This window comes from Acidovorax sp., assembly GCF_046314175.1.
Lineage (GTDB): Bacteria > Pseudomonadota > Gammaproteobacteria > Burkholderiales > Burkholderiaceae_C > Acidovorax.
In genome coordinates this window covers 48,643-69,320 of record NZ_JBKBXG010000018.1, presented here as the reverse complement: position 1 = coordinate 69,320, position 20,678 = coordinate 48,643, and the positions used below count along the sequence as shown (strand labels likewise).

The following is a 20,678-nucleotide window of genomic DNA, read 5'->3' as shown; positions in this document are numbered from 1 at the left end:
ACGGCGTGGGCACCAAGCTCAAGCTGGCTTTTGAATGGAACATGCACGACACCGTGGGCATCGACCTGGTGGCCATGAGCGTGAACGACGTGCTGGTGCAAGGCGCCGAGCCCCTGTTCTTTCTGGACTACTTTGCCTGCGGCAAGCTGGATGTGGACACCGCAGCGGCCGTGATCGGCGGCATTGCCAAGGGGTGCGAGCTGAGTGGCTGCGCACTGATCGGCGGCGAAACCGCTGAGATGCCAGGCATGTACCCCGCGGGCGAATACGATCTGGCAGGTTTCGCTGTCGGCGCGGTCGAAAAAGCCAAGATCCTGACCGGCAAGGAAGTGAAGCCCGGCGACGTGGTGCTGGGCCTGGCCAGCCACGGCGTGCATTCCAACGGGTTCAGCCTGGTGCGCAAGTGCATCGAACGCGCTGGAGCCCACCTGCCCGCCACGCTGGACGGTAAGCCCTTCAAGCAGGCCGTCATGGAACCCACCCGCCTGTACGTGAAGAACGTGCTGGCCGCGCTGGCGGTCCACCCTATCAAGGCGCTGGCCCACATCACCGGCGGCGGTCTGCTGGAGAACATCCCCCGCGTGCTGCCCGACGGTACCGCAGCCCACCTGACCAAGGGCAGCTGGCCCCAGACCGAGCTGTTTGCCTGGCTGCAGAAGACGGCTGGCATCGACGACATCGAGATGAACCGTACCTTCAACAACGGCATTGGGATGGTGGTGGTGGTGGATGCAGCCAACGCAGAAGCCACGGCCGCCACGCTGCGCGCAGCGGGCGAGCAGGTGTACACGATTGGCCTGATTGCTGATCGTGGCGATGGCGCGGCTGTTGTGGTGGCCTGAGGCACCACCCCGCCCCTCTTTAGTTTCAGAACGCCCCGCGCATGGCGCCCCCCCCGCCCTCGGCCCCGGTAGTCGTACACCACACGCCGGAGCCCGCTCCCACCACGCTGCCGCCACGCGCTTCCACGCGAGGCATTGTGGTGGCCAGCTATCTGTTGGTGGCAGCGACCCTGCTGCTGGTGATGTGGCGCGGTCTGCTGCCGGGCCTGTTGTGTGTGTGCCTGGGTTTTCTGCTGACCCGGGCTCTGACCCGCTGGTTTGCCCAGGGGCTGAGCCGCTTGCGGCGCCGCGGTCATCCGTCCGTGTCGGGGCTGCGCGCCGCGCAGATTGCGGCAGCTGGCCTCGTGATGCTGCTGCCTCTGGCGCTGTTGGCGGTGGGCCTAACCCACTCGCGCGGGTACCTCGTCACCGCGCCGCAGCAGTACCAGGAGCTGATGAACTACATGGCACGCACGGTGCTGGAACTGCGCCTGAAACTGCCGGTGGACATGGCCTCTCACCTGCCTGAAGGCGCGGCAGAGATCCAGCGCATCATCGCCAGTTACCTGGGCGCCAAGGCAGGCGCACTGGCGATGGCCGGGCGCGCCTGGCTCGCGGGCGTGCTGTTTGCCTATGTGGGCCTGCTGATTGGCGCGCTGGCCGCTGTGCGCCCGGCAGTGCTGGCGCGGGGCCCGCTGGCGCAGCAACTGCGGCTGCGCATCTCGCTGTTTGGCGAGGCGTTCCGCCAGATCGTGGCGGCGCAGTTCTGGATTGCGGCGTTCAACACCGTGCTGACCGCGCTGTTTTTGCTGTTTGTGCTGCCGCTGTGGGGCCTGGAGCTGCCCTACACCCCCGTGCTCATCACCTTCACGTTTGTGGCAGGGCTGGTGCCGATCGTCGGCAATCTGATCTGCAACGTGGTCATCACCATCGTGGGGCTGTCGGTGTCGCCGCTGGCCGCTGCCGCCTGCCTCGGGTTTCTGATCCTGATCCACAAGGCCGAATACGTGATCAACGCCAAGGTGGTGGGCCGCCGCACACAGATGGGCGTGTGGGAGCTGCTGTCAGTGATGTTTGTGGCCGAAGCGGTGTTTGGCCCCGCCGGGCTGGTCGCCGCGCCGTTGTTTTACGCGTACCTGAAAAAAGAGCTGGTGGCTGCGCGGCTGGTGTAGCGTGGCCGAGTGGGCAACTCACCTGCCAAAACTCCAAAATTGATAGCTGCTAGCGCTTGATAGATAAGCGCCAGAGCCCAATTTGACTCATTTTTTGGCGAACTGCCGCGCCACAAACGCCCATACCAGGGCCGACGCGTCCGGCCCGGCCGGGTCGCTGAACGGCAGTTGCGCCGCACCGCCGCTCCAGGCGTGGGCCAGCCCCACCACCTCGCGCAGGGCGACCACCGTGCGCCCCCCCGTCTTGAACTCGGTCACCCGCATGGCGTGGCGTTGCCCGCGCTGCAGCGTGCGAATGGCCCCGGCGCGTGCACCCATGGCACCGGCCCACAGCAGGGCCGTTGCGGCGGCGTTGCGCACCGACACCACGCCGTCAGAGTCTCCATGCAGCACCAGCAGCGGGGGCAGCGCAGCAGGCGCCGTCTCTGTGGCCACCACATCGGGCAGGTGCGCCTCGCGCCGACCATGCATGGCAGCCATGGCAGACGCCGCCGATTGGGCCGTGCCCGGGGCCACCCCGGAATGCATGGCCACGGCGCAAAACCGGTCAGGGTAACGCGCTGCCATCAGCACGGCCATGCTGGCACCGGCCGACAGGCCCGCCACGGACACTCGTGCCAGGTCCACCGGCTGCTTGGCTGCCACCAGGTCCACCGCGGCGAGCAAGGTGGCGGCTTCGGCCTCGGCCTTGCCGTTGCGCAGCTCAAACCAGTTCCAGCAGCCGTGGGCGTTGGCCATGCGCTCCTGCTCGGGGTACAGCACCAGAAAACGCTGGCGCGCCGCCAGCCGATTCATGCGCGACACCGCCGCCAGGTCGCGCCCCGTCTGCCCGCAGCCATGCAGCATCACCAGCAGTGGCAGCTTCTCGCCCGCTTTGAGCGCCAGGCCCGGCGGGATGTATAGCTGATACCGCCGCGCCCCTGCAGGCCCGCGCGCGATACCCGCCAACCACTCGCCGCTGACGGGCATGGGCTTGCCCGCAGACCGTGCAGCGCGTGCCACCGTGGGCGCCTTGGGCTCCTTGCTTACCACCACCCGCAGCTTGGCAGGTGCCCTGGCCCGCACAGGCCGTGCCGGCAGCGTTGCACGCGCAAACGCCTTGAGGTTGCGTTGGTACGCCCGGGTCAGCGACGACAACGAGAACAGACGGGAACGGCGGGGCATGGACGAATGGAAAACTGGGGGGCGTTACAAAGGAATTCAGGGAAAACCCTAGTCACCATAGCAGCTTATGGCCGCCAGCGTCAAAACTATCAAAACAATAGCTGCCAGCGCTTACTGGACAAGCGCCAGAGGCCTATTTCATTCAAAAACCCTTCGAACTCATCAGTGAAGGCGGTCCAGCCCGTGCACACCACGCCGCAATCTACCCCCAGTGATGGCTGAAAATGATCGATTCCTGTCTGCACGGGTTCGGACAATGCCGCCCTACCCCGACACCATTGGCAGCATCCACTCACCGCAAAGAGAATCTGCCATGAACACCTGTCTGATTGTGATTGACGTCCAGGAATCGTTTCGCCACCGCCCGTACTTCACCGGCACCGACCTTCCCGCCTACCTGCGCGCGCAGAACGAACTCATCAACGGTTGCGTGGCACGCGGCGTGCCCGTGGTGCGGGTGTTTCACAGCGACGGTCCTAATGTGCCCGACAACGCGTTCGCCCAGGCATCAGGCTGCGTGCGCGCGCTGGAGGGCCTCGCGCCGTTTGACGCCGCTGCCACCTTTACCAAGTCGCGCCACAGCGCACTGGTGGGCACGGGCCTTGATGTGTGGCTCACGCAGAACGGCATTCAGCGCCTCATCATCAGCGGCATCCGCACCGAACAATGCTGCGAGACCACCACCCGCCACGCGTCAGACCTGGGCTGGGAGGTGGACTACGCAATGGATGCCACCCTAACCTGGGACATGGTGCAACCCGACGGCCAGACGCTGAGCGCGGCCGACATCCAGACCCGCACCGCCACCGTGCTCCAGGGCCGCTTTGCCACCGTCACCACTGCACAGCAGGCGCTGGCACGCCTGACTCCCAATCACAACATTGCCAAGAACGCCTGACCCACCGGAGATTTCGCCATGCTGGAACTGCGACCCACCTGCGAGCATTGCAACACCGCCCTGCCCCCGGCCTCGCTGCAGGCCCGCATCTGCAGCTTTGAGTGCACCTTTTGCGCCACCTGTGTGGACACCGTGCTGGGCAACGTGTGCCCCAACTGCGGCGGCGGCTTTGCACCCCGGCCCATCCGCCCCGCGCTGGACCGGCGCAACGGCAACACCCTGGGCAACCACCCCGCCAGCACCCAGGTGCGCCACCGTCCCGTGGATACCGCGACGCACGCAGCTTTCGCCGCCAGCCTGCAGGGCGTGCCACCCGAGCAACGATGACCTCAGCCACCATGGGCCAACGCCCCGACCCCATCCACGTCTACTTTGCGCTGCTGCCCCACAGCCTGCTGCTGGACTGGGCGGGCCCGGCCGAGGCGCTGCGCATTGCCAACCAGACCCTGCGCGCACTGGGGCAGCCCGACCGGTTTGTGCTGCACTTTGTCAGCCCCACGCCGCAATCCGTCACGTCGGTGGGCGTGATGCTGACCGGCCTTGCGCCCCTGCCTGATACCTTGCAACACCCGTCATGGGTGGTGCTGGTGGGCCTGCCCGGCCAGCGCATTGACGTGGACCACAGCGACGCCCGCGTGCTACTGCACTGGCTGCGCGGCCTGCGCCTGACCACCGGCCAGCTGGAGCTGGTGACCGTGTGCGCAGGCGCCATCGTGGCCGCCCACGCCGGCATGCTGACCGGCCGCCGCGCCACCACCCACCACCAGCACCTAGAGGAGCTGGCCGAGGTGGACCCGCGCTGCGACGTCGCCGCCAACCGCGTGTTTGTGGCCGACGGCCCGGTGCACAGCAGCGCGGGCGTGACCACCGGCATCGACCTGCTGCTGCACCGCATTGCCGACATCTGCGGCCCGGTGGTGGCCGCGCAGGTGGCACAAACCATGGTGGTGGCCCTGCGCCGCGGGCCCAACGACCCCGAGCTGTCGCCCTTCTTACACCACCGCAACCACCTGCACGCCGCACTGCACCGCGTGCAGGACGCGGTAGGGCGCCAGCCCCAGGCCGACTGGAACGTACCCGCCATGGCCGAGATGGCGCACACCTCGCCGCGCCACCTGACGCGGCTGTTTCTGGAGCACGCGGGCATCGCGCCGCTGTCGTACCTGCGCCGCATCCGCCTGGCCACCGCCGAGGCGGCGCTGCAGGCGGGGCATAACGTAACGCAGGCGGCACTGTTGGCCGGGTTCAGCTCGGACACCCAGCTGCGCCGGGCCTGGCACCAGTTCGGGCGCGGGGGAACGCCGTCGCAAGGCGGCGCAGGGCGCGCGCACTGACCCAAAGCAGCACTGCGCTGCCAGCGTCAGAAATTCAAGTGTTTTAGGGCTCTAGCGCTTGATGGACAAGCGCTAGCAGCTATTTAATCAGGAACAAACTGATGGAATGGACGGGCTGTTCTGACGGCAGTCAGTACACCTCGGGCACGTACATCGAGGCAGGTACGGGCTGGCGCAAATATTCGGGGTTGCGCACGCGGGCGGGCAGCACTACCGCGGGGTGAGGCACTTCCTGGTAGGGGAGCTGCGACAACAGGTGCGCAATGCAGTTCAGGCGCGCCTTTTTCTTGTCCACCGCCTGCACCACCCACCAAGGCGCCTCGGGGATGTGGGTACGCTCCAGCATGGTCTCTTTGGCCTTGGTGTAGGCTTCCCAGCGCACACGGCTTTCCAGGTCCATGGGGCTGAGCTTCCACTGCTTGAGCGGGTCATGGATGCGACCCAGAAAGCGCAGGTGCTGCTCTTCGTCGGTGATGGAGAACCAGTATTTGACGAGCGTGATGCCCGAGCGCACGAGCATCTTTTCAAACTCGGGCACCGTGCGGAAAAACTCTTCGTATTCGTCGTCCGAACAAAAGCCCATCACCCGTTCGACGCCCGCGCGGTTGTACCAGCTGCGGTCGAACAGCACCATTTCGCCCGCCGCAGGCAGGTGCGCCACATAGCGCTGAAAGTACCACTGCGTACGCTCGCGGTCGTTGGGTGCGGGCAGCGCGGCCACACGGGCCACGCGCGGGTTCAGGCGCTGGGTGATGCGTTTGATGACGCCGCCTTTGCCCGCCGCATCGCGGCCCTCGAAAAGAATGACAACCTTCTGGCGGCTGTGCTGTACCCAGTCCTGCAGCTTGACGAGTTCGCCCTGCAGGTGAAACAGGTCCTTGAAGTACTGCTGGCGCGCCAGCCGGTCGGTGGACTGCGGTGTGCCGATGTCGTCCACATTGCGGTCTTCGATCTCCAGCTCCAGCTCCTCGTCGTAGCTGTCGATCAGGTCGTTGGCAATGCGCTGCATCAGGTCCTGGGTGTCGAGGGCGTTGTTGTGGAACATGGGCTTCAAACCAGGCAAAGAATGGAATGTGCCATGGTGGCGGCCGCCGGTGACAACCGCGTGACATCTGTGACATATGTGACATATCCGCGAAATGTCACGGCACTGTCACAGCACCGGCCCACCCTCGGTGCCCGTGCCCCCTGTAGAACGACCTTCCCACCCGCCTGCCACCCTCGCTTCGGTCAGCGCCAGCCTGAACTACGGCGGCGACGCATCCGGGCTCATCTGCGGCTATCTGCTGCAAGACGGCACGGCACCGCAAGAAGTGGACTCGGCCCAGGCAGCGCAGTGGCTGCGGGAGCGCAATCGCTCCGAAGCCACCGAAACCACCACATTCCTGTGGCTGCACTTCAACCTGAGCCACGCCCAGGCTGTGCGCTGGATGGAGCGGCACGCGGACCTGCCCGAAGCGTTTTTTGATGCCCTCAAAGACCGCTCGGTCTCCACCCGCATCGAGCGCGACGACGACACGCTGATTGCGGTGTTGAACGACGCCCACTTTGACTTTTCGTTTGAGCCCTCAGACATCGCCACGCTGTGGACCAGCGTGGCGCCGCATTTGATGGTGACGGGGCGCACCCGCCCGCTGCGGTCGGTGGACGCCCTGCGCACCGCCGTGCGCCACGGTCACGCACCACGCTCCAGCGTGGCGCTGCTGGCCGAGCTGATGCGCACGCAGGCGTCGGGGCTGGTGGACATCGTGCGCGGCGTTACCCAGCGCATTGACGATGTGGAAGACGAGCTGCTGGCGGGGCGCCTGGACCACAAACGTGCGCGGCTGGGCGTGCTGCGCCGCCTGCTGGTGCGCCTGCAGCGGCTGCTGGCGCCCGAGCCTGCGGCGCTGTTCCGCCTGCTGCAGCACCCCCCGGTGTGGATGGGCGCCGAAGACGCGCAGGAGCTGCGCGATTCCACCGAAGAGTTTTCGGTGGTGCTGCGCGACATGCAGGGCCTGCAGGAGCGCATCAAGCTGCTGCAGGAAGAAATTGCCGCCAACGTACAGGAATCGAACAGCCGCAGCCTGTTTGTGCTGACGGTGGTCACGGTGCTGGCCCTGCCCATCAACATACTGGCGGGTCTGTTTGGGATGAACGTGGGTGGTGTGCCGCTGGCAGACGACGGCAGCGGGTTCTGGATCATTGTGGCGGTGGTGGCGGCCTTCACGGCCGTGGCAGGCTGGCTGGCCTTGCGGGGCACGCGCGACCGGTAGCGCCACGCACGGGACGGGACGGGACGACAGCCTGTCTACAATCGCGCCCCTTGCCCCTGATCCCCGGACTTCACGCCTACCATGAACATCGTCGTCAACGAAGAACTCAAAGCCTACATCGACCCCCTGACCCCCGACGAACACGATGCCCTGGAGCGCAGCATCCTGGCCGAAGGCTGCCGCGATGCGCTGGTGCTGTGGGGCGATGTGCTGGTGGACGGGCACAACCGCTATGGCATCTGCCAAAAGCATGGCCTGCCGTTTCAGACCGTGCAGAACACACGGTTCCAGTCGATGGAAGACGTGCACCTGTGGATGATCGACCAGCACCTGGGTCGGCGCAGCGTGTCGGACTTTCAGCGCGGCGTGCTGGCGCTGCGCAAGCGCGAGATCGTGGCGGAGCGCCGTGCGCGTGCGGCCGTGGTGCCGGATGACGCGGCGTCCTCGCACGACAGCGCCGTGGACGCGCCAGTGGTCAGTGCGGGCAACGGCTTGCCAGCGCCCGACCCGCTGACCAGCCGCGAGTCCATTGCCAAGGCGGCGCGGCTGAGCAGCAGCCAGGTGGTGATGATCGAAAAGATCCAGAAGCAGGCGGCGCCGGAGCTGGTGGCGGCGGTGAAGTCCGGCACCATCTCTATCAACGCAGCCGCCGCAGTGGCCACGCTGCCCGCCGAAGAACAGGTGGCCGCAGTAGTGGCGGGCAAAGACGAGCTGAAACAGGCCGCCAAACGCGTGCGTGAACTCAAACGCAAGCCGCGTGAAGAGACCCCGAAGCAGCAGGAGCATTCCGCAGATATTGAAGCCAGTTCGGGCTCCGATAGTGATACCGACGAACTGCAGGCACTGCGCCATCGGGTGGCAGAGCTGACGGCAGAAAACGCAGCACTGCGCCAACAGCTGGCACAGCTGCAGTCGACCGACGATCAACCGTTTTAAAAGAGACGGGGCGATGGCTTAGCGCGAGCCGCGACAGCGCGGCTCGCGGCGTTCAGCCCCGGCTATTGCGCAGCGCGGTCAGCCGGTCGGCCACCAGGTCGATGTCCAGCCCGTCTTCCACATGGGCCAGGTACGCCTCCAGATCCACTACCGCTTCGGCATGGTTGCCGCGCTCTGCGTGGGCCAGCCCCCGGTCGCGCCACTCGCCCCAGGCCTCTGGCAGCAGCACGATGAGGCGGTCTAGCACGGCAATCAACCGTTGCCAGTCTTGCTGCGTGCGGTGCACTTCTTTCAGGTTGCGCAGCATGCGCGCAATGATGTCGCGCGGCGTGGCGGCCTGCAGGTACAAGCCCAGCGGCACGTCGTAGTCGTCCACCAGGCCGTTGCGGCGCTTGTACGGTTCCAGCCGCTCGGCCAGTTCTTCGCGACTCAATGACTGGCCCGATATCGGGTCGAGCACCACCTGGCCTTTGGGCAAAAGCACCTTGACCATGAAGTGGCCCGGAAACGCAATGCCGCGTGCATGCAGCCCCAACCCCTGGGCCAATTCCATCCACAACACAGCCAGGCTGATGGGAATGCCACGGCGCGTGCGCATCACGGCATTCAGGTAGCTGTTTTCCGGGTCGTAATAGTTGTTGATGTTGCCGCCAAAACCCAGGTCGGCAAAAAAGAACTGGTTGAGGATGCGCAACCGCTGCAGTGCGGGGGCATCGGCGGGAAGGCGGCGTTTGATGCGGGCGAGCAGCTGATCCATGTCGCCCAACAGCTGCTGCATGTCCAGTTCGGGGTATTCGTCCTGCGCCAGGCTGGCGGCGGCCTCCAGCAGCGGAAAGTGGTCATCACTTTGCACCAGCGATGCAAAGTACTCCAGCGAGGTGGGCACGGAATAACTCAGGGACATGGCAGGTTTGTAAGTCTGGTCTGCGGTGGCGTCAACCCACAGATACTCTGGTTTCGCAGGGCTTTTAGGAGCTTCAAGTGCTTCTGTGTGCCGCTGTCATCAGCGCCGCAGCATCTTGCGCAGCTTGAGGCCCGCTGCCCACAGCGCGCCAAAGTACAGCACGGCGGCGGCGGCCATCAGCGCGGCCAGCAAACCCACACGCTGCAGCGAGTGGCTTCGCATCCCCACCCAGTCAAAGTGCTGGGCACCCCACACCAGCAGCACCGCCAGCAGCGCGCTGGCAGCCACCACCTGCAAGGCAAACTTGCCCCAGCCCGGCAGGGGCTGGTAGCTGCCGCGCCGAAGCAGGCCCACCAGCAGCCACAGGGCGTTAATGAGCGCGCCCAGGCCAATCGACAGGGCCAGGCCTGCGTGGGCGATGAAGGGCACCAGCGCAATGTTGAGCAGCTGGGTGATCACCAGCACCACCACTGCGATCTTGACGGGGGTGCGCACGTCCTGGCTGGCGTAGTAGCCAGGCGCCAGCACCTTGATCGCCACGATGCCGAGCAGACCCGCGCCGTAGCCCGATAACGCCACGGCGATCTGGCCCACATCACTGTCTGCCAGCTTGCCGTGGTGGAACAACGTGGCCACCAGTGGCGTGGAAAACGTGAGCAGCGCCACTGCGCAGGGCACGGCCAGCAGCACCACAATGCGCAGGCCCCAGTCCAGCATGGCCGAGTACTTCTCGGCATCGCCCGCCGCCTTGGCGGCCGTGAGCTGCGGGGTCAGCACCACGCCCAGGGCCACGCCCAGCAATGCAGTGGGGAACTCCATCAACCGGTCAGCATAAAAAAGCCAGGTCACGCTACCGGGCGTCAGGTAGGACGCGATCTGGGTGTTGATCATCAGCGAGATCTGCGCCACGCCCACCCCCAGCAGGATGGGCCCCATCAGCATCAGCACACGCCGCACTCCAGGCTCGGCCCAGGCCGCGCGGATGGCGCCCCAGGTGACGCCGATGCGCGGCAGCAGACCCAACCGCGCCAGCGCGGGAACCTGCACGGCCAGTTGCAACACACCGCCCAGCATCACACCGCCCGCCATCGCAAAAATGGGCTCGATGCCCCGTGCTTCGAGCTGCGGCGCGCCCAGCCAGGCGGCAACAATCATGCACAGATTGAGCAGCACCGGCGAAGCGGCAGGCACCGCAAAGTGCTTCCAGGTGTTGAGCACACCCGCCGACAGCGCCACCATGGACATGAACCCGATGTAGGGGAACATCCAGCGCGTCATCAGCACGGCGGCATCGTAGGCTTCACCACTCTGGCGCAAGCCACTGGCCAGCGCCCAGACCAGCACCGGCGCACCCAGCACACCCAGGATGCAAGTCAACAGCAGAATCCAGGCCAGCACCGTGGCCACAGCAGCAATAAGCTGGCGCGTGGCTTCTTCGCCCTGCTGCGCTTTGGTAGTGGCCAGAACCGGCACAAAGGCCTGGCTGAAAGCCCCTTCTGCAAACAGACGGCGGAAGAGGTTGGGGATGCGGAAAGCGACGTTGAAGGCGTCCGTCAGGGCATTGGCCCCGAACATGGAGGCCATCAGAAGGTCGCGCACCAGGCCCGTCACGCGGGAGGCCAGGGTCAGCAGGGAGACGGTAGAGGCGGCTTTGAGCAATGACACCGGGGGGAGTGTATTCCCCCTGAGCCGCTTCGCATCTTCACCCAAGGGGGACGCACCCGGTGGCCTGGCGGAGCCAGTTCCACGGGTGCGCTGGCAATGCCGCAGCGCCAGTTTCGGGGCAGGGGTGGATACGGGAAGTGCCCTGGGCTATAATCGCGGGCTTTGCTGGCATCATCCACAGACCCCAAGGAAATAAATCATGGCATCCGCTAAACCAAAGAAGAAGAACCCGCGCCTGGCATCCGGCCGCAAGCGCGTCCGTCAGGACATCAAGCTCAACGCTGCGAACACCTCGCTGCGTTCCAAATACCGTACTGCTGTCAAGAACGTCGAAAAGGCTGTTCTGGCTGGCGACAAGACCAAGGCGACCGAACTGTTCGCCAAGATGCAAGCTGTGGTTGACACCGTGGCTGACAAGGGCATCTTCCACAAGAACAAGGCTGCTCGCGACAAGAGCCGTCTGTCTGCCAAGGTGAAAGCCCTGGCTCTGGCAGCCGCCTAAACCAACCTCTCCGCCTGCCCCGGCAGGCAAACAGCCCGAACGGCATGTGCCGTTCGCCGTTTGTAACGGGTGCGCTGCAAGCAAAAGAAAAACGACCAAATCGCCTTCGGGCGGTTTTTTCGTTTCTGGTCGAAAAACAAGCGCTAAGCCAACAAGCGCTGAGTTAACAAGGGCTGAGTTAACAAGGGCTAAGCCTGCGAGGGCAGCGTTGCAGGCTACCGGCCACGGGGAACCGATCAGGACAGAGACAGCGCACGGACCGAAAAGACAACCACCAGCCAACACAAACTGGTAGGTCCCAAGCCAGATCAGGGCTTGGCGGCAGGGGGATCGGGCAGCAGGCAGGCTTCTGCCACCTGAAGGTTGTTGTCGCGCGCAAAATTGATGACGAAATCCCAGGCCATGGGTTCGTGGTCGCGCAGATCACGGTTGACCACCACACATTTCACACCGTTGAGCGTGGTCGGAATGCACCAGGGCGAGTAGCTCAGATGGCTGCCCGGCCGCGCCCCACCCGGGCGGAAACTGCTCATCACCCCCGCCAGCCGTTCGGCCCAGTCGCTGGGACGAAAGGTTTTCCCGTCGTGGGTGACGCCTTGGATGAAGACTTCTTTGGAGGTGGGGGAAACCATCGGGGATTGGAGTGGTAGTGGGCGCGCCAGACGCAGGATCACCGCATGCTGCACCGCAGCGCGACATTCTAACTCTTATATAAGAGCTGACTCCCTAATCCTTATGCCGCGCTAACCATAGATCCCAAACTCAGGTAGGGCACTGCATTGCAGTGATGCGCAATCGTCAACAGACGATCACCTTGCTCCCCCTAGAATCGTGCTTCGCTTTTTCGGGTTTACAGGCCACAAGCCGACCCATTACCGCACCGTCTGGAGATTTCTGCATGACCGCTACCACCCCGGCAGCTTCGCCCCACGTGATGAACACCTATGGCCGCGTACCCATCGCGCTGGCCCGTGGGCAAGGCTGCCGAGTCTGGGACGTGAACGGCAAAGAATACCTGGACGGTCTGGGCGGCATTGCGGTGAACACACTGGGCCACAACCACGCCAAGCTAGTGCCCGCGTTGCAGGATCAGATCACCAAACTGATCCACACCTCCAACTACTACCACGTGCCGCTGCAAGAGCAACTGGCCGCCAAGCTGGTGGAGCTGTCGGGCATGACCAACGTGTTCTTCTGCAACTCGGGCCTGGAGGCCAACGAGGCGGCACTGAAGATCGCACGCAAGTACGGCGTGGACAAGGGCATCGCCAAGCCCGAGATCGTCGTGTACGAGAAAGCCTTCCACGGCCGGTCCATTGCCACCATGTCGGCCACGGGCAACCCCAAGATCCACAGCGGCTTTGGCCCGCTGGTCGAGGGTTTCATCCGCGTGCCGATGAACGACATCGAGGCCATCAAGAAGGCCACCGAAGGCAACCCCAATGTGGTCGCGGTGTTCTTCGAAACCATTCAGGGCGAAGGCGGCATCAACTCGATGCGGGTGGAATACCTGCAGCAGCTGCGCGCGCTGTGCGACGAGCGCGACTGGCTCATGATGATCGACGAAGTGCAGTGTGGCGTGGGCCGCACCGGCAAGTGGTTTGCCCACCAGTGGGCTGGCATCGTGCCCGACGTGATGCCTCTGGCCAAGGGCCTGGGATCGGGCGTGCCGATTGGCGCGGTGGTGGCAGGCCCCAAGGCCGCCAACGTACTGCAGCCCGGCAACCACGGCACCACCTTTGGCGGCAACCCGCTGGCCATGCGTGCCGGGGTCGAAACCATCCGCATCATGGAAGAAGACGGCCTGCTGGCAAACGCCGCCAAGGCGGGCGACCACCTGCGCGCCGCACTGCAGCGCGAACTGGGCAGCCTGCCCGGCGTGAAGGAAATTCGCGGCCAGGGCCTGATGCTGGGCATCGAGCTGAACAAGCCCTGCGGCGCACTGATCGGCCGCGCGGCCGAGGCGGGCCTGCTGCTCTCGGTCACGGCCGACAGCGTGATCCGTTTGGTTCCCCCGCTGATCCTGACAAACGCCGAGGCCGACGAGATCGTCGCCAAACTGACCCCGCTGGTCAAAGCCATACTGGCCGAATAATCGGCCGGCACCGAGACACAAGCCCATGAAACATTACCTGCAGTTCAACGACCTCAACGCCGACGAATACAGCTACCTGTTCGAGCGCGCCGCGCTCATCAAGAAAAAGTTCAAGGCCTACGAAAAACACCACCCACTGGTGGACCGCACGCTGGCCATGATCTTCGAGAAGGCCAGCACCCGCACGCGTGTGAGCTTTGAGGCGGGCATGTACCAGCTCGGCGGCAGCGTGGTGCACCTGACCACCGGCGACAGCCAGCTGGGCCGCGCCGAGCCGATTGAAGACAGCGCCAAGGTCATCAGCCGCATGGTGGACCTGGTGATGATCCGCACCTATGAGCAGACCAAGATCGAAGACTTTGCCGCCAACTCGCGCGTGCCTGTCATCAACGGACTGACCAACGAGTACCACCCCTGCCAGATCCTGGCGGACATCTTCACCTTCATCGAACACCGTGGTTCCATAAAAGGCAAGACGGTGGCCTGGGTGGGCGACGGCAACAACATGGCCAACACCTGGCTGCAAGCCGCCGCGCTGCTTGGCTTCAAGGTGCATGTGAGTACGCCCCGCGGCTATGAAATTGATGAGAAATTGGCCGCTGGCGCTGGTGGAATAAGCGCTGGCAGCTATCAATTTTTTAGCAACCCCATGGACGCCTGCCAGGGCGCAGACCTGGTTACCACCGATGTGTGGACCAGCATGGGCTACGAGGCCGAGAACGAAGAGCGCAAGAAGGCGTTTGCAGACTGGTGTGTGGACACCGAAATGATGGCTGCAGCCAAGCCCGACGCACTGTTTATGCACTGCCTGCCTGCGCACCGGGGCGAAGAGGTCGAAGCGGACGTGATCGACGGGCCGCAGTCGGTGGTATGGGATGAAGCCGAGAACCGGATGCATGTGCAGAAGGCGCTTATGGAATATCTGCTGCTTGGCAAGGTAGCCTGATCCCCAAAAGCCCCATCCATGCCTTGGCGCCGCCTGCCTGCCCATAGCGCCGAACTGCTGGCGCATTGGCAAACATTGGGCCAAGCGCTGGGCATGGATACACCAGCCTGGCGCAAGGAAGGACGGCGCCTGATGCTCAGTTGGACTCGATGGCCGCGCGCGTACCACGACACCACCCACCTCTGGGCCTGCCTGCGGCATTGGCAAATGGTGCAGGATCAGCAACCCGGCGCGCTCGACAACCCTCACGCTGTGGCTCTGGCCATGTGGTACCACGACGCCATCTATTGGCCGTGGAGCAAGCACAACGAAGAGCGCAGCGCCGACTGGGCAAGCCGCTTTCTGCCCAGCCAGGGCCTGCCCGCCACGCTGGCGCAAACCGTGCACCAGCACATCATGGACACCCGGCACACTCCAGGCCCACTCACGGGCGATGCGCAATGGGTGGTCGATATCGACCTGGCCATCCTTGGCCAGAGCGACGCGGTGTATCGCCAGTTCGAGCGCAACGTGCGGCGCGAATACTTCTTCGTGCGCTGGCCGCGCTATGTGACGGGGCGCAGTGTGGTGCTGCAGGGGTTTCTCGACCGCCCGCGCATCTACGGCACCGAACTGTTTTACCAACAGTACGAAGCGCAGGCGCGCGCGAACCTGAGGCATGCGCTGGAGGCGCTGCGCAACGGGCAGCTGTACCGCTGACCGTCCGACCACAGCCCCGAGTAGGCACTAGCATCCGCGTCTACCGGGAAGGTCCGGCGAGGGTCTGCGCAAGGTAGCTGTCCAACTCTTCCCTCCACAGTGCAGGAAAGTCATGAATGCTGTGGCCGTCCTGCCCCGGCGGCAGGGTGTAGCTGACCATCTTGCCCTTCCCGCCCGCTGCGAGAAAAGACTCAAAACTGGCACGGCTGTGGTCCAGCGAATAGTAGGAATCACGCTCCCCATACAGCCATAGGGTTGGCCGAGGCATGGCCGTGCCCCGGACGAATCCGGTGCGGTTAATGAGCGCAGCCTCCTTGCACCCCTCACCCATCCAGCCGCCCACAAAATTTACGACGCCCTGGAACATGTCTGGCCGAGCACCTGCATACGCAACCGACAGCAGGCCTCCACGCGACACCCCGCCGACTAGCAAGCGCGTCTTGTCGACATCGGGGCGTTGCCGCACGTGCGCCATCACTGCATCCAGGTCGGCCAGCGCCCGGTCCAGCCCCTTCAGCGACTGTTCGGGCTGGCAGGTGTAGCCCTCCGCACGGTTGGCCCCAAAACCTTCGTCGTACAGGCCATCCGACTTGCCGCGCCCTCGGCGTTGGGGGAACACGACCTGCCAACCTTTGGAGGTGAAATACTGCGCCACCTCGGGGCTGGTCCAGGTCAACGTAAACCAGCTGGGGCGATTGCCTGCACCCGTAGAGCCATGGTTGAAGACGAGCGTGGGCAACAGACCCTTAGCATTGATGGGACGGACCACCACCGCCTCCAACGTCTGCGCACGACCATCTGCATCGGTCCAGGGTGTGGGCAGGCGCTCAACCACACGCGTGTATTGCCGTGCCAGCGGCTTATTGGTCAGCACACCAGCAGCCAGCAACTGTGTCTCAGGGCGCCACACAGACATTTCCATTTCATCCACCCCGCCTCGCAGGCGAAGCACTAACCGCGCACCCGTATGAAGCCGCGCGTGCAGTTCGTTGCCAACGAAGCTCCCCTGCGCCCGGTCGGTCACCTGGGGCTGCTGCTCGCTCGCCCCGGCGTACACAACGGTGGCACCGGTCGTGGTGACGGATTCAATAGCAACGCGGATATCGCACGCTCTCGAATTGCAGGCCCAGCCCTGCCAGACACCGCTCCAGCGGGCCTTATCCACGGGCAGCGATACATCTGGAGGCGTGATCACCACGTCAGTCGGCAAAACGGCGGCGACCGAGCTCTCCGAAAAACCTGGAACCAAATCGGGCATGTAGCTTGGCCACGCAGTGATGGTTGCCGGAACGGGATCAGGCTGCTGCGCCACAGCGTGCCCACACAGCATGAGTGGAAGCCAGAAAAATGCGGAAACCCGGCTTTTTTGCAAACACTTTCGCAATGCAAGCCTGATACGAAAACTGAACATGGGCAAACCTCATAAAAATGGAGCAGCAACCCGCGCTGTCTGCAGGCCAATCTTCAATCGCACGGCTGAAAACGCCTGCATTCTTCCACCACGTGGATGGCGGTCAGCCAGTTCACACCACCTTCAGACCTGGCCGTGAACTTGACCCACGATCCCTCGGGAATGTCCGCCACTAAAGCCCTGTCGCGCACAGTGAACGTCTGCGTGGAGAACGGTATTTTGGAACGCGGCAGCAGCTTCAGACGCACCAGCAGTCGGCCGTCCCGATCCGGCTGCACAGACACCAGGCGGGCCCGCGTGAAAACTGGCTCTGCAGTGGCGGCACTCTTGTCGCCCTGTGTTGCTGGTGCAGACGGTGCGGCGACGGCACTCGGCGCCAGTGCGCAGCACAGCGACGCCGCCACCACCAGCACCGCGAACTGACCAGAAACTGCTGCAACCCAATTTCCTGTTTTCATGCTGACCTTTCTAGCGACATTGGCGATCTGAAGGCGCAGGCGGGTGCATCACCGCCACCCCGCCCCGTGTTTCAAAACTGAGTGCCCACGGTCAGGTACACCCGTGGCGTCCACTGCATGCTGCTGCGGCTGACCACAGGCGCCGCGCCCGAAGCATCCACCCGGTCCCGGCGGAAGTGCGCGTCGCCCACGTTGTACACGCCCAGCCGCCAATACCCCAGTCCGCGCACCAGCTGACCCACGTAAAAGTCCAGCATGGCGCTCACGCGGTTCTGGCCCGTGAGCGTGGCGTTGATGTCCTGGTCGGCACGCCCTGTCATGGTCAACGTGGCGCCGCCATACCAGCCGCCGCTGCGCGGCATGGGTTTGGCAGCGGTCAGCGTGGCCACATAGCGCGCCTGCCCGGGGATGCGCCGCCCTTCGTTGGTCCCGCTGGTCATGCGCGACTGCAAGAGGCTGGCGTTGGCCGACAGCGTCCAGTCGCGCCCCAGGCCCAGCCACGCGAGCCCCGTGCGGGCATCGGCCTCCAGGCCCCACACCATCGCGTCGCCCACGTTCGCACGCTGCTCCACCCATCGCGATCCATTCAATGCCAGCGTGGGCGCCAGCACATCGCTCATCTGCCGCACAAACAGATTCAGGCCTGCGTGGCCGTTGGCCAGGCGCCGCTCAAAACCAGTGTCCAGCGTCCACGCCACCTGCGGGCGCAGGTTGGGGTTGCCGATGGTGTCGGGGTTGCCCAGGCTGTTGCTGCCCTGGCTGGGGATGACCCGGTCCACCAGGTCCCACACGCGCGGCAACTGGGTGACGCGGGCCAGGTTCACACGCCACTGCAGGTCGTCGGACAGCGGCGTGCGGGTGTGCAGCGATGGCTGCAGGATGTTCCATTGCTTGCTGCCCGCCACTGCAGAGCTTCCGCCGTTGAGCTCCACGCGTTCGCCGCGCAGGCCCAGCGTGAGTGTGGTGCTGGCGGGCAGCTCCCATTCGTTTTGCCCCCAGACCACCCAGCGGCGGATGCCAGCGTCCAGACCCGAGTTCACCGGCATGGCGCCGCTCGCGTTGGTGCTCACAAAGAGCTTGCGGTCTTCCAGCTGCGCCCCGGCACTCCACAGCAGCGCATCGGCCGTGCCGGTGAGCTTGCTGCTGAGGCTCCAGACGTCTTCGCGCCGGTCGTCCACAAAGCTGTAGCTGTCCTTGACCACAGCACCACCCCCGCCAATGTTGCGTAGCAGCTCGCCTCTGCGGTCCACGGTGTCGCTGGCACGGCTGGCGGTCAGCGTGGTTTCGAGCTTGCTGGCAGCAAAGCGGTGCGTCCAGTCGGCGGCCGCTTGCAGATAGCGACGGTCGTAGTAGTGTGATTCTTGTGAGTTCAAAGCGTAGGTGCCATCGCCGCTGCCTACGCTGTCGGCCACGCCGCCAAAGTCTGCCTTGCTGAGCGTTGCCCGCAGCGTCACCTGGTCTGCCGCGCCGATCTTTCCGCTGATGCGCGGCACCAGTGCGTAGTCGGTGCGCTTGTAGCGGGCGCTGGTGTCGGACTGCGCCACTTCAGCCCCGGCACGCTGCGTGCTGCGGTGCGTGTCCGAACCCAGCAGCAGCCCTGTCGCCGACGCGGCGACGAAGTACGACCAGGGCTGGCTGGCCTCCGCTTCGCGAGGCTCGTCAGCGCCCTTGGACGTTACCCCCAAGGGGCCGGTGCGCGAGAAGAACGCCTGCCCCGCATTGCGGCCCCACACGTGGTTGTCGGTCAGGCGCAGCGTGGTTTCGCGCTTCACGGTGGCCTGGCGCAACACGATGTTGAGCGTGCCGCCCGTGGCACCCGAGAACTCTGCGCTGGGCGCGCGCACCACCTCGATGCGTTCGATCAGTTCGGGCGGCAATTGGTCAATGGGTAACTGGGTGCGCTTGCCGCCCACGCGCTGGCCGTCAATGAGCAACTGCGTGGCGCCGCGCTCCATGCCGCGCATGCGGATCTCCACGCTGCCGTCAGCACTCGGCGTCACCTGCACACCCGGCAACTGGCGCAGAACATCGGCCACCGAGAACGCGCCCATCTGCTCGATGTCGCTGCGGTCCACCACCACCAGCGAACCGGCCGCAAAAAACCGCTGCTCCAAGGACCTGCGTGCCGTGACCGTGACGCCATCAAGCTGTGGGGTTGCGCCGCCTGTTCCGTCTGGCGTGCCCTGCGCCCATGCGGCACTCCCTGCCGCGGAGGCTACGCATGCTGCCCAGATGGCAATGCGATGGCTTTTGTGTGTTGTTCGATTTTTCATAGACACCCTCTCTGTGCCAGATTGTCCGGGGGCAAGGCTTAAGCGCAGCCTAAGGCCCATGCCTTTTGCACCCGGGTGTCGCAGAACTGCAGCATCCCAGCGACAGGTGATTGCGGAGCCAGCGCACGCCGCGACTACAGCCTGGGCACCTCCAGCGGCTTGCGGTAAATCGTGTTGCGCTTGACCACCTGAAAACCGCAGTCCGCATACACCCGATTAGCGCCCGTCAGGTTCTCGCCATCCACCGCCAATGCCGACTCGACCATCCCTTCGTCGGCCAACAAGCGCAGGCTGCGGGCAATCAATGCCCTTGCCAGACCGCGCTTGCGCCACTTGCGGCCCACACTGATGAACTCGGTGTAGCCCCGTCGCCTGGACAGATGGCGGTTTTCGTCCTCATTGATGTACGTGCGGACCTGGCCTGCGACCTCATTGCCGTCCCACGCTACCTGCCAGCGAGCGGGCTGAAAAATCCGGCTCTCCAGCCAGGTGTCGTAGTCGCGTGGCAAGGGAGGCGCCATGCCCCAGTGGTCTTCAAACGCGGTGTGGTGCGCGTCCCAAATGGCGCGGCAGTGCTCGGGCAACACGGGCCGCAGCTCCAGCCCTTGCGGCATGGGAAAGTCGGGCGCAGCATGCAGTTCGGTATTCAGCATTTCAAAGAAGTACCGCATTGGCGCATAGCCACTGGCCTGCAGCAGTTTCGCGCGCGCTTCCTCGCCTTGCTGCACATAGGCATGGTGCACGTGCGGGCCGCCCGGCTGCTGCGTTGCCACGGTGTGGTGCCGCTGCTCGATCCAGCCCTGCAGCACACGGCCAATGCCGCGCCCGCGCCAACGCCCTGGAACAAAACCGATTTGCGCGTGCAGCGTCAACCCGTCGGCCTGCGTGAACCGCCAGCACCGGCCATAGGCGACCAGCTCGCCATTCAACTCGGCCATTACTGCGTCCTGGTACGGATCGCACTGGGTGAAAGCGGCGTAGTCGCGCGCCAGGTCTTCGGGTGTGCGCCGTGCGAGCACCCCATCGGCATCAAAGCTGGCATTGGCCACCTCGGCCATGGCCGGAAAGTCCGATGGGCCGCGAAACGGCCGCAACACCAGCTGCGAGAGCGCCGATGGCCCCCTCAATGATTTGCTATGGCCCAC

Annotated in this window: 20 protein-coding genes; 11 read left to right on the top strand and 9 right to left on the bottom strand. The window is 64.8% G+C overall.

Translation table 11 applies throughout. The features are described 5' to 3' along the window. Both purM and ACK4OE_RS07345 read left to right on the top strand, forming a co-directional pair. The coding region (gene purM / locus ACK4OE_RS07350; RefSeq protein WP_409884030.1) for a phosphoribosylformylglycinamidine cyclo-ligase at window positions 1-842 on the top strand (842 nt) is incomplete at its 5' end. A 41-nt stretch (window positions 843-883) separates the two neighbouring features. Beyond that, window positions 884-1,993: an AI-2E family transporter gene (locus ACK4OE_RS07345; RefSeq protein ID WP_409884029.1), complete on the top strand. Its 1,110-nt coding sequence runs from the start codon at window positions 884-886 to the stop codon at window positions 1,991-1,993. Between the two features lie 87 nt (window positions 1,994-2,080). Here ACK4OE_RS07345 and ACK4OE_RS07340 read toward each other — a convergent pair whose 3' ends face one another. Continuing rightward, window positions 2,081-3,157 carry an alpha/beta hydrolase family esterase gene (locus ACK4OE_RS07340; protein ID WP_409884028.1) on the bottom strand — a complete coding sequence of 359 codons (1,077 nt, stop codon included), beginning with the start codon at window positions 3,155-3,157 and terminating at the stop codon, window positions 2,081-2,083. 313 nt (window positions 3,158-3,470) lie between these two features. Between ACK4OE_RS07340 and ACK4OE_RS07335 the strand changes: the two genes are divergently transcribed. Genes ACK4OE_RS07335 through ACK4OE_RS07325 form a run of 3 tightly spaced genes read left to right on the top strand, consistent with a single transcriptional unit; the run spans window position 3,471 to window position 5,389 of the window. Next, a complete protein-coding gene (locus tag ACK4OE_RS07335; protein ID WP_409884027.1) occupies window positions 3,471-4,055 on the top strand; it encodes a cysteine hydrolase family protein in 585 nt (194 codons plus the stop codon). An 18-nt stretch (window positions 4,056-4,073) separates the two neighbouring features. Then, a complete protein-coding gene (locus ACK4OE_RS07330; protein WP_409884026.1) occupies window positions 4,074-4,382 on the top strand; it encodes a DUF1272 domain-containing protein in 309 nt (102 codons plus the stop codon). Further along, complete coding sequence (locus ACK4OE_RS07325; protein WP_409884025.1) at window positions 4,379-5,389, top strand: GlxA family transcriptional regulator; 1,011 nt, start codon at window positions 4,379-4,381, stop codon at window positions 5,387-5,389. Before ACK4OE_RS07330 ends, ACK4OE_RS07325 begins: the two co-directional genes overlap by 4 nt. 130 nt (window positions 5,390-5,519) lie before the next feature. Here the strand turns inward: ACK4OE_RS07325 and ppk2 are convergent, their stop codons facing one another. Then, window positions 5,520-6,434, bottom strand: a complete 915-nt coding sequence (gene ppk2 / locus ACK4OE_RS07320) for a polyphosphate kinase 2 (RefSeq protein ID WP_409884024.1) — start codon at window positions 6,432-6,434, stop codon at window positions 5,520-5,522. Between the two features lie 136 nt (window positions 6,435-6,570). Here ppk2 and ACK4OE_RS07315 point away from each other — a divergent pair, with 136 nt between their 5' ends. Continuing rightward, the gene (locus tag ACK4OE_RS07315) at window positions 6,571-7,644 is read left to right on the top strand and encodes a transporter (protein WP_409884023.1); all 1,074 of its coding nucleotides are present in this window, start codon (window positions 6,571-6,573) and stop codon (window positions 7,642-7,644) included. Between the two features lie 81 nt (window positions 7,645-7,725). Then, on the top strand, window positions 7,726-8,580 hold the full coding sequence (locus tag ACK4OE_RS07310; RefSeq protein WP_409884022.1) for a plasmid replication/partition related protein: 855 nt from the start codon (window positions 7,726-7,728) through the stop codon (window positions 8,578-8,580). A gap of 52 nt (window positions 8,581-8,632) precedes the next feature. On the opposite strand, the gene ACK4OE_RS07305 is transcribed toward ACK4OE_RS07310, so the two are convergent. Both ACK4OE_RS07305 and murJ read right to left on the bottom strand, forming a co-directional pair. Beyond that, entirely contained in the window at window positions 8,633-9,484 is an 852-nt protein-coding gene (locus tag ACK4OE_RS07305) for a SirB1 family protein (RefSeq protein WP_409884021.1), read from the bottom strand. 99 nt (window positions 9,485-9,583) lie between these two features. Further along, complete coding sequence (murJ, locus tag ACK4OE_RS07300) at window positions 9,584-11,149, bottom strand: murein biosynthesis integral membrane protein MurJ (RefSeq protein ID WP_409884020.1); 1,566 nt, start codon at window positions 11,147-11,149, stop codon at window positions 9,584-9,586. Between the two features lie 199 nt (window positions 11,150-11,348). Between murJ and rpsT the strand changes: the two genes are divergently transcribed. After that, on the top strand, window positions 11,349-11,651 hold the full coding sequence (gene rpsT, locus ACK4OE_RS07295; protein ID WP_008905691.1) for a 30S ribosomal protein S20: 303 nt from the start codon (window positions 11,349-11,351) through the stop codon (window positions 11,649-11,651). A 308-nt stretch (window positions 11,652-11,959) separates the two neighbouring features. On the opposite strand, the gene ACK4OE_RS07290 is transcribed toward rpsT, so the two are convergent. Beyond that, complete coding sequence (locus ACK4OE_RS07290; RefSeq protein WP_409884019.1) at window positions 11,960-12,283, bottom strand: DUF3579 domain-containing protein; 324 nt, start codon at window positions 12,281-12,283, stop codon at window positions 11,960-11,962. A gap of 266 nt (window positions 12,284-12,549) precedes the next feature. Here ACK4OE_RS07290 and ACK4OE_RS07285 point away from each other — a divergent pair, with 266 nt between their 5' ends. From ACK4OE_RS07285 to ACK4OE_RS07275, 3 genes are read left to right on the top strand one after another with little or no spacing between them, the layout of a single operon-like run. Then, window positions 12,550-13,746, top strand: a complete 1,197-nt coding sequence (locus ACK4OE_RS07285) for an aspartate aminotransferase family protein (RefSeq protein ID WP_409884018.1) — start codon at window positions 12,550-12,552, stop codon at window positions 13,744-13,746. A gap of 25 nt (window positions 13,747-13,771) precedes the next feature. After that, entirely contained in the window at window positions 13,772-14,692 is a 921-nt protein-coding gene (gene argF / locus ACK4OE_RS07280; RefSeq protein ID WP_409884017.1) for an ornithine carbamoyltransferase, read from the top strand. A gap of 18 nt (window positions 14,693-14,710) precedes the next feature. Then, complete coding sequence (locus ACK4OE_RS07275; RefSeq protein WP_409884016.1) at window positions 14,711-15,391, top strand: hypothetical protein; 681 nt, start codon at window positions 14,711-14,713, stop codon at window positions 15,389-15,391. Window positions 15,392-15,431: 40 nt separating this feature from the next. Here the strand turns inward: ACK4OE_RS07275 and ACK4OE_RS07270 are convergent, their stop codons facing one another. The 4 genes from ACK4OE_RS07270 to ACK4OE_RS07255 form a co-directional block, all read right to left on the bottom strand. Next, a complete protein-coding gene (locus tag ACK4OE_RS07270) occupies window positions 15,432-16,649 on the bottom strand; it encodes an alpha/beta hydrolase family protein (protein ID WP_409884014.1) in 1,218 nt (405 codons plus the stop codon). 206 nt (window positions 16,650-16,855) lie between these two features. Continuing rightward, window positions 16,856-17,260, bottom strand: coding sequence for a hypothetical protein (locus tag ACK4OE_RS07265; RefSeq protein ID WP_409884013.1), 405 nt, complete (start codon window positions 17,258-17,260; stop codon window positions 16,856-16,858). Window positions 17,261-17,331: 71 nt separating this feature from the next. Then, window positions 17,332-19,533, bottom strand: a complete 2,202-nt coding sequence (locus ACK4OE_RS07260) for a TonB-dependent receptor plug domain-containing protein (protein ID WP_409884012.1) — start codon at window positions 19,531-19,533, stop codon at window positions 17,332-17,334. A gap of 134 nt (window positions 19,534-19,667) precedes the next feature. Then, window positions 19,668-20,678, bottom strand: coding sequence for an N-acetyltransferase family protein (locus tag ACK4OE_RS07255; RefSeq protein WP_409884011.1), 1,011 nt, complete (start codon window positions 20,676-20,678; stop codon window positions 19,668-19,670).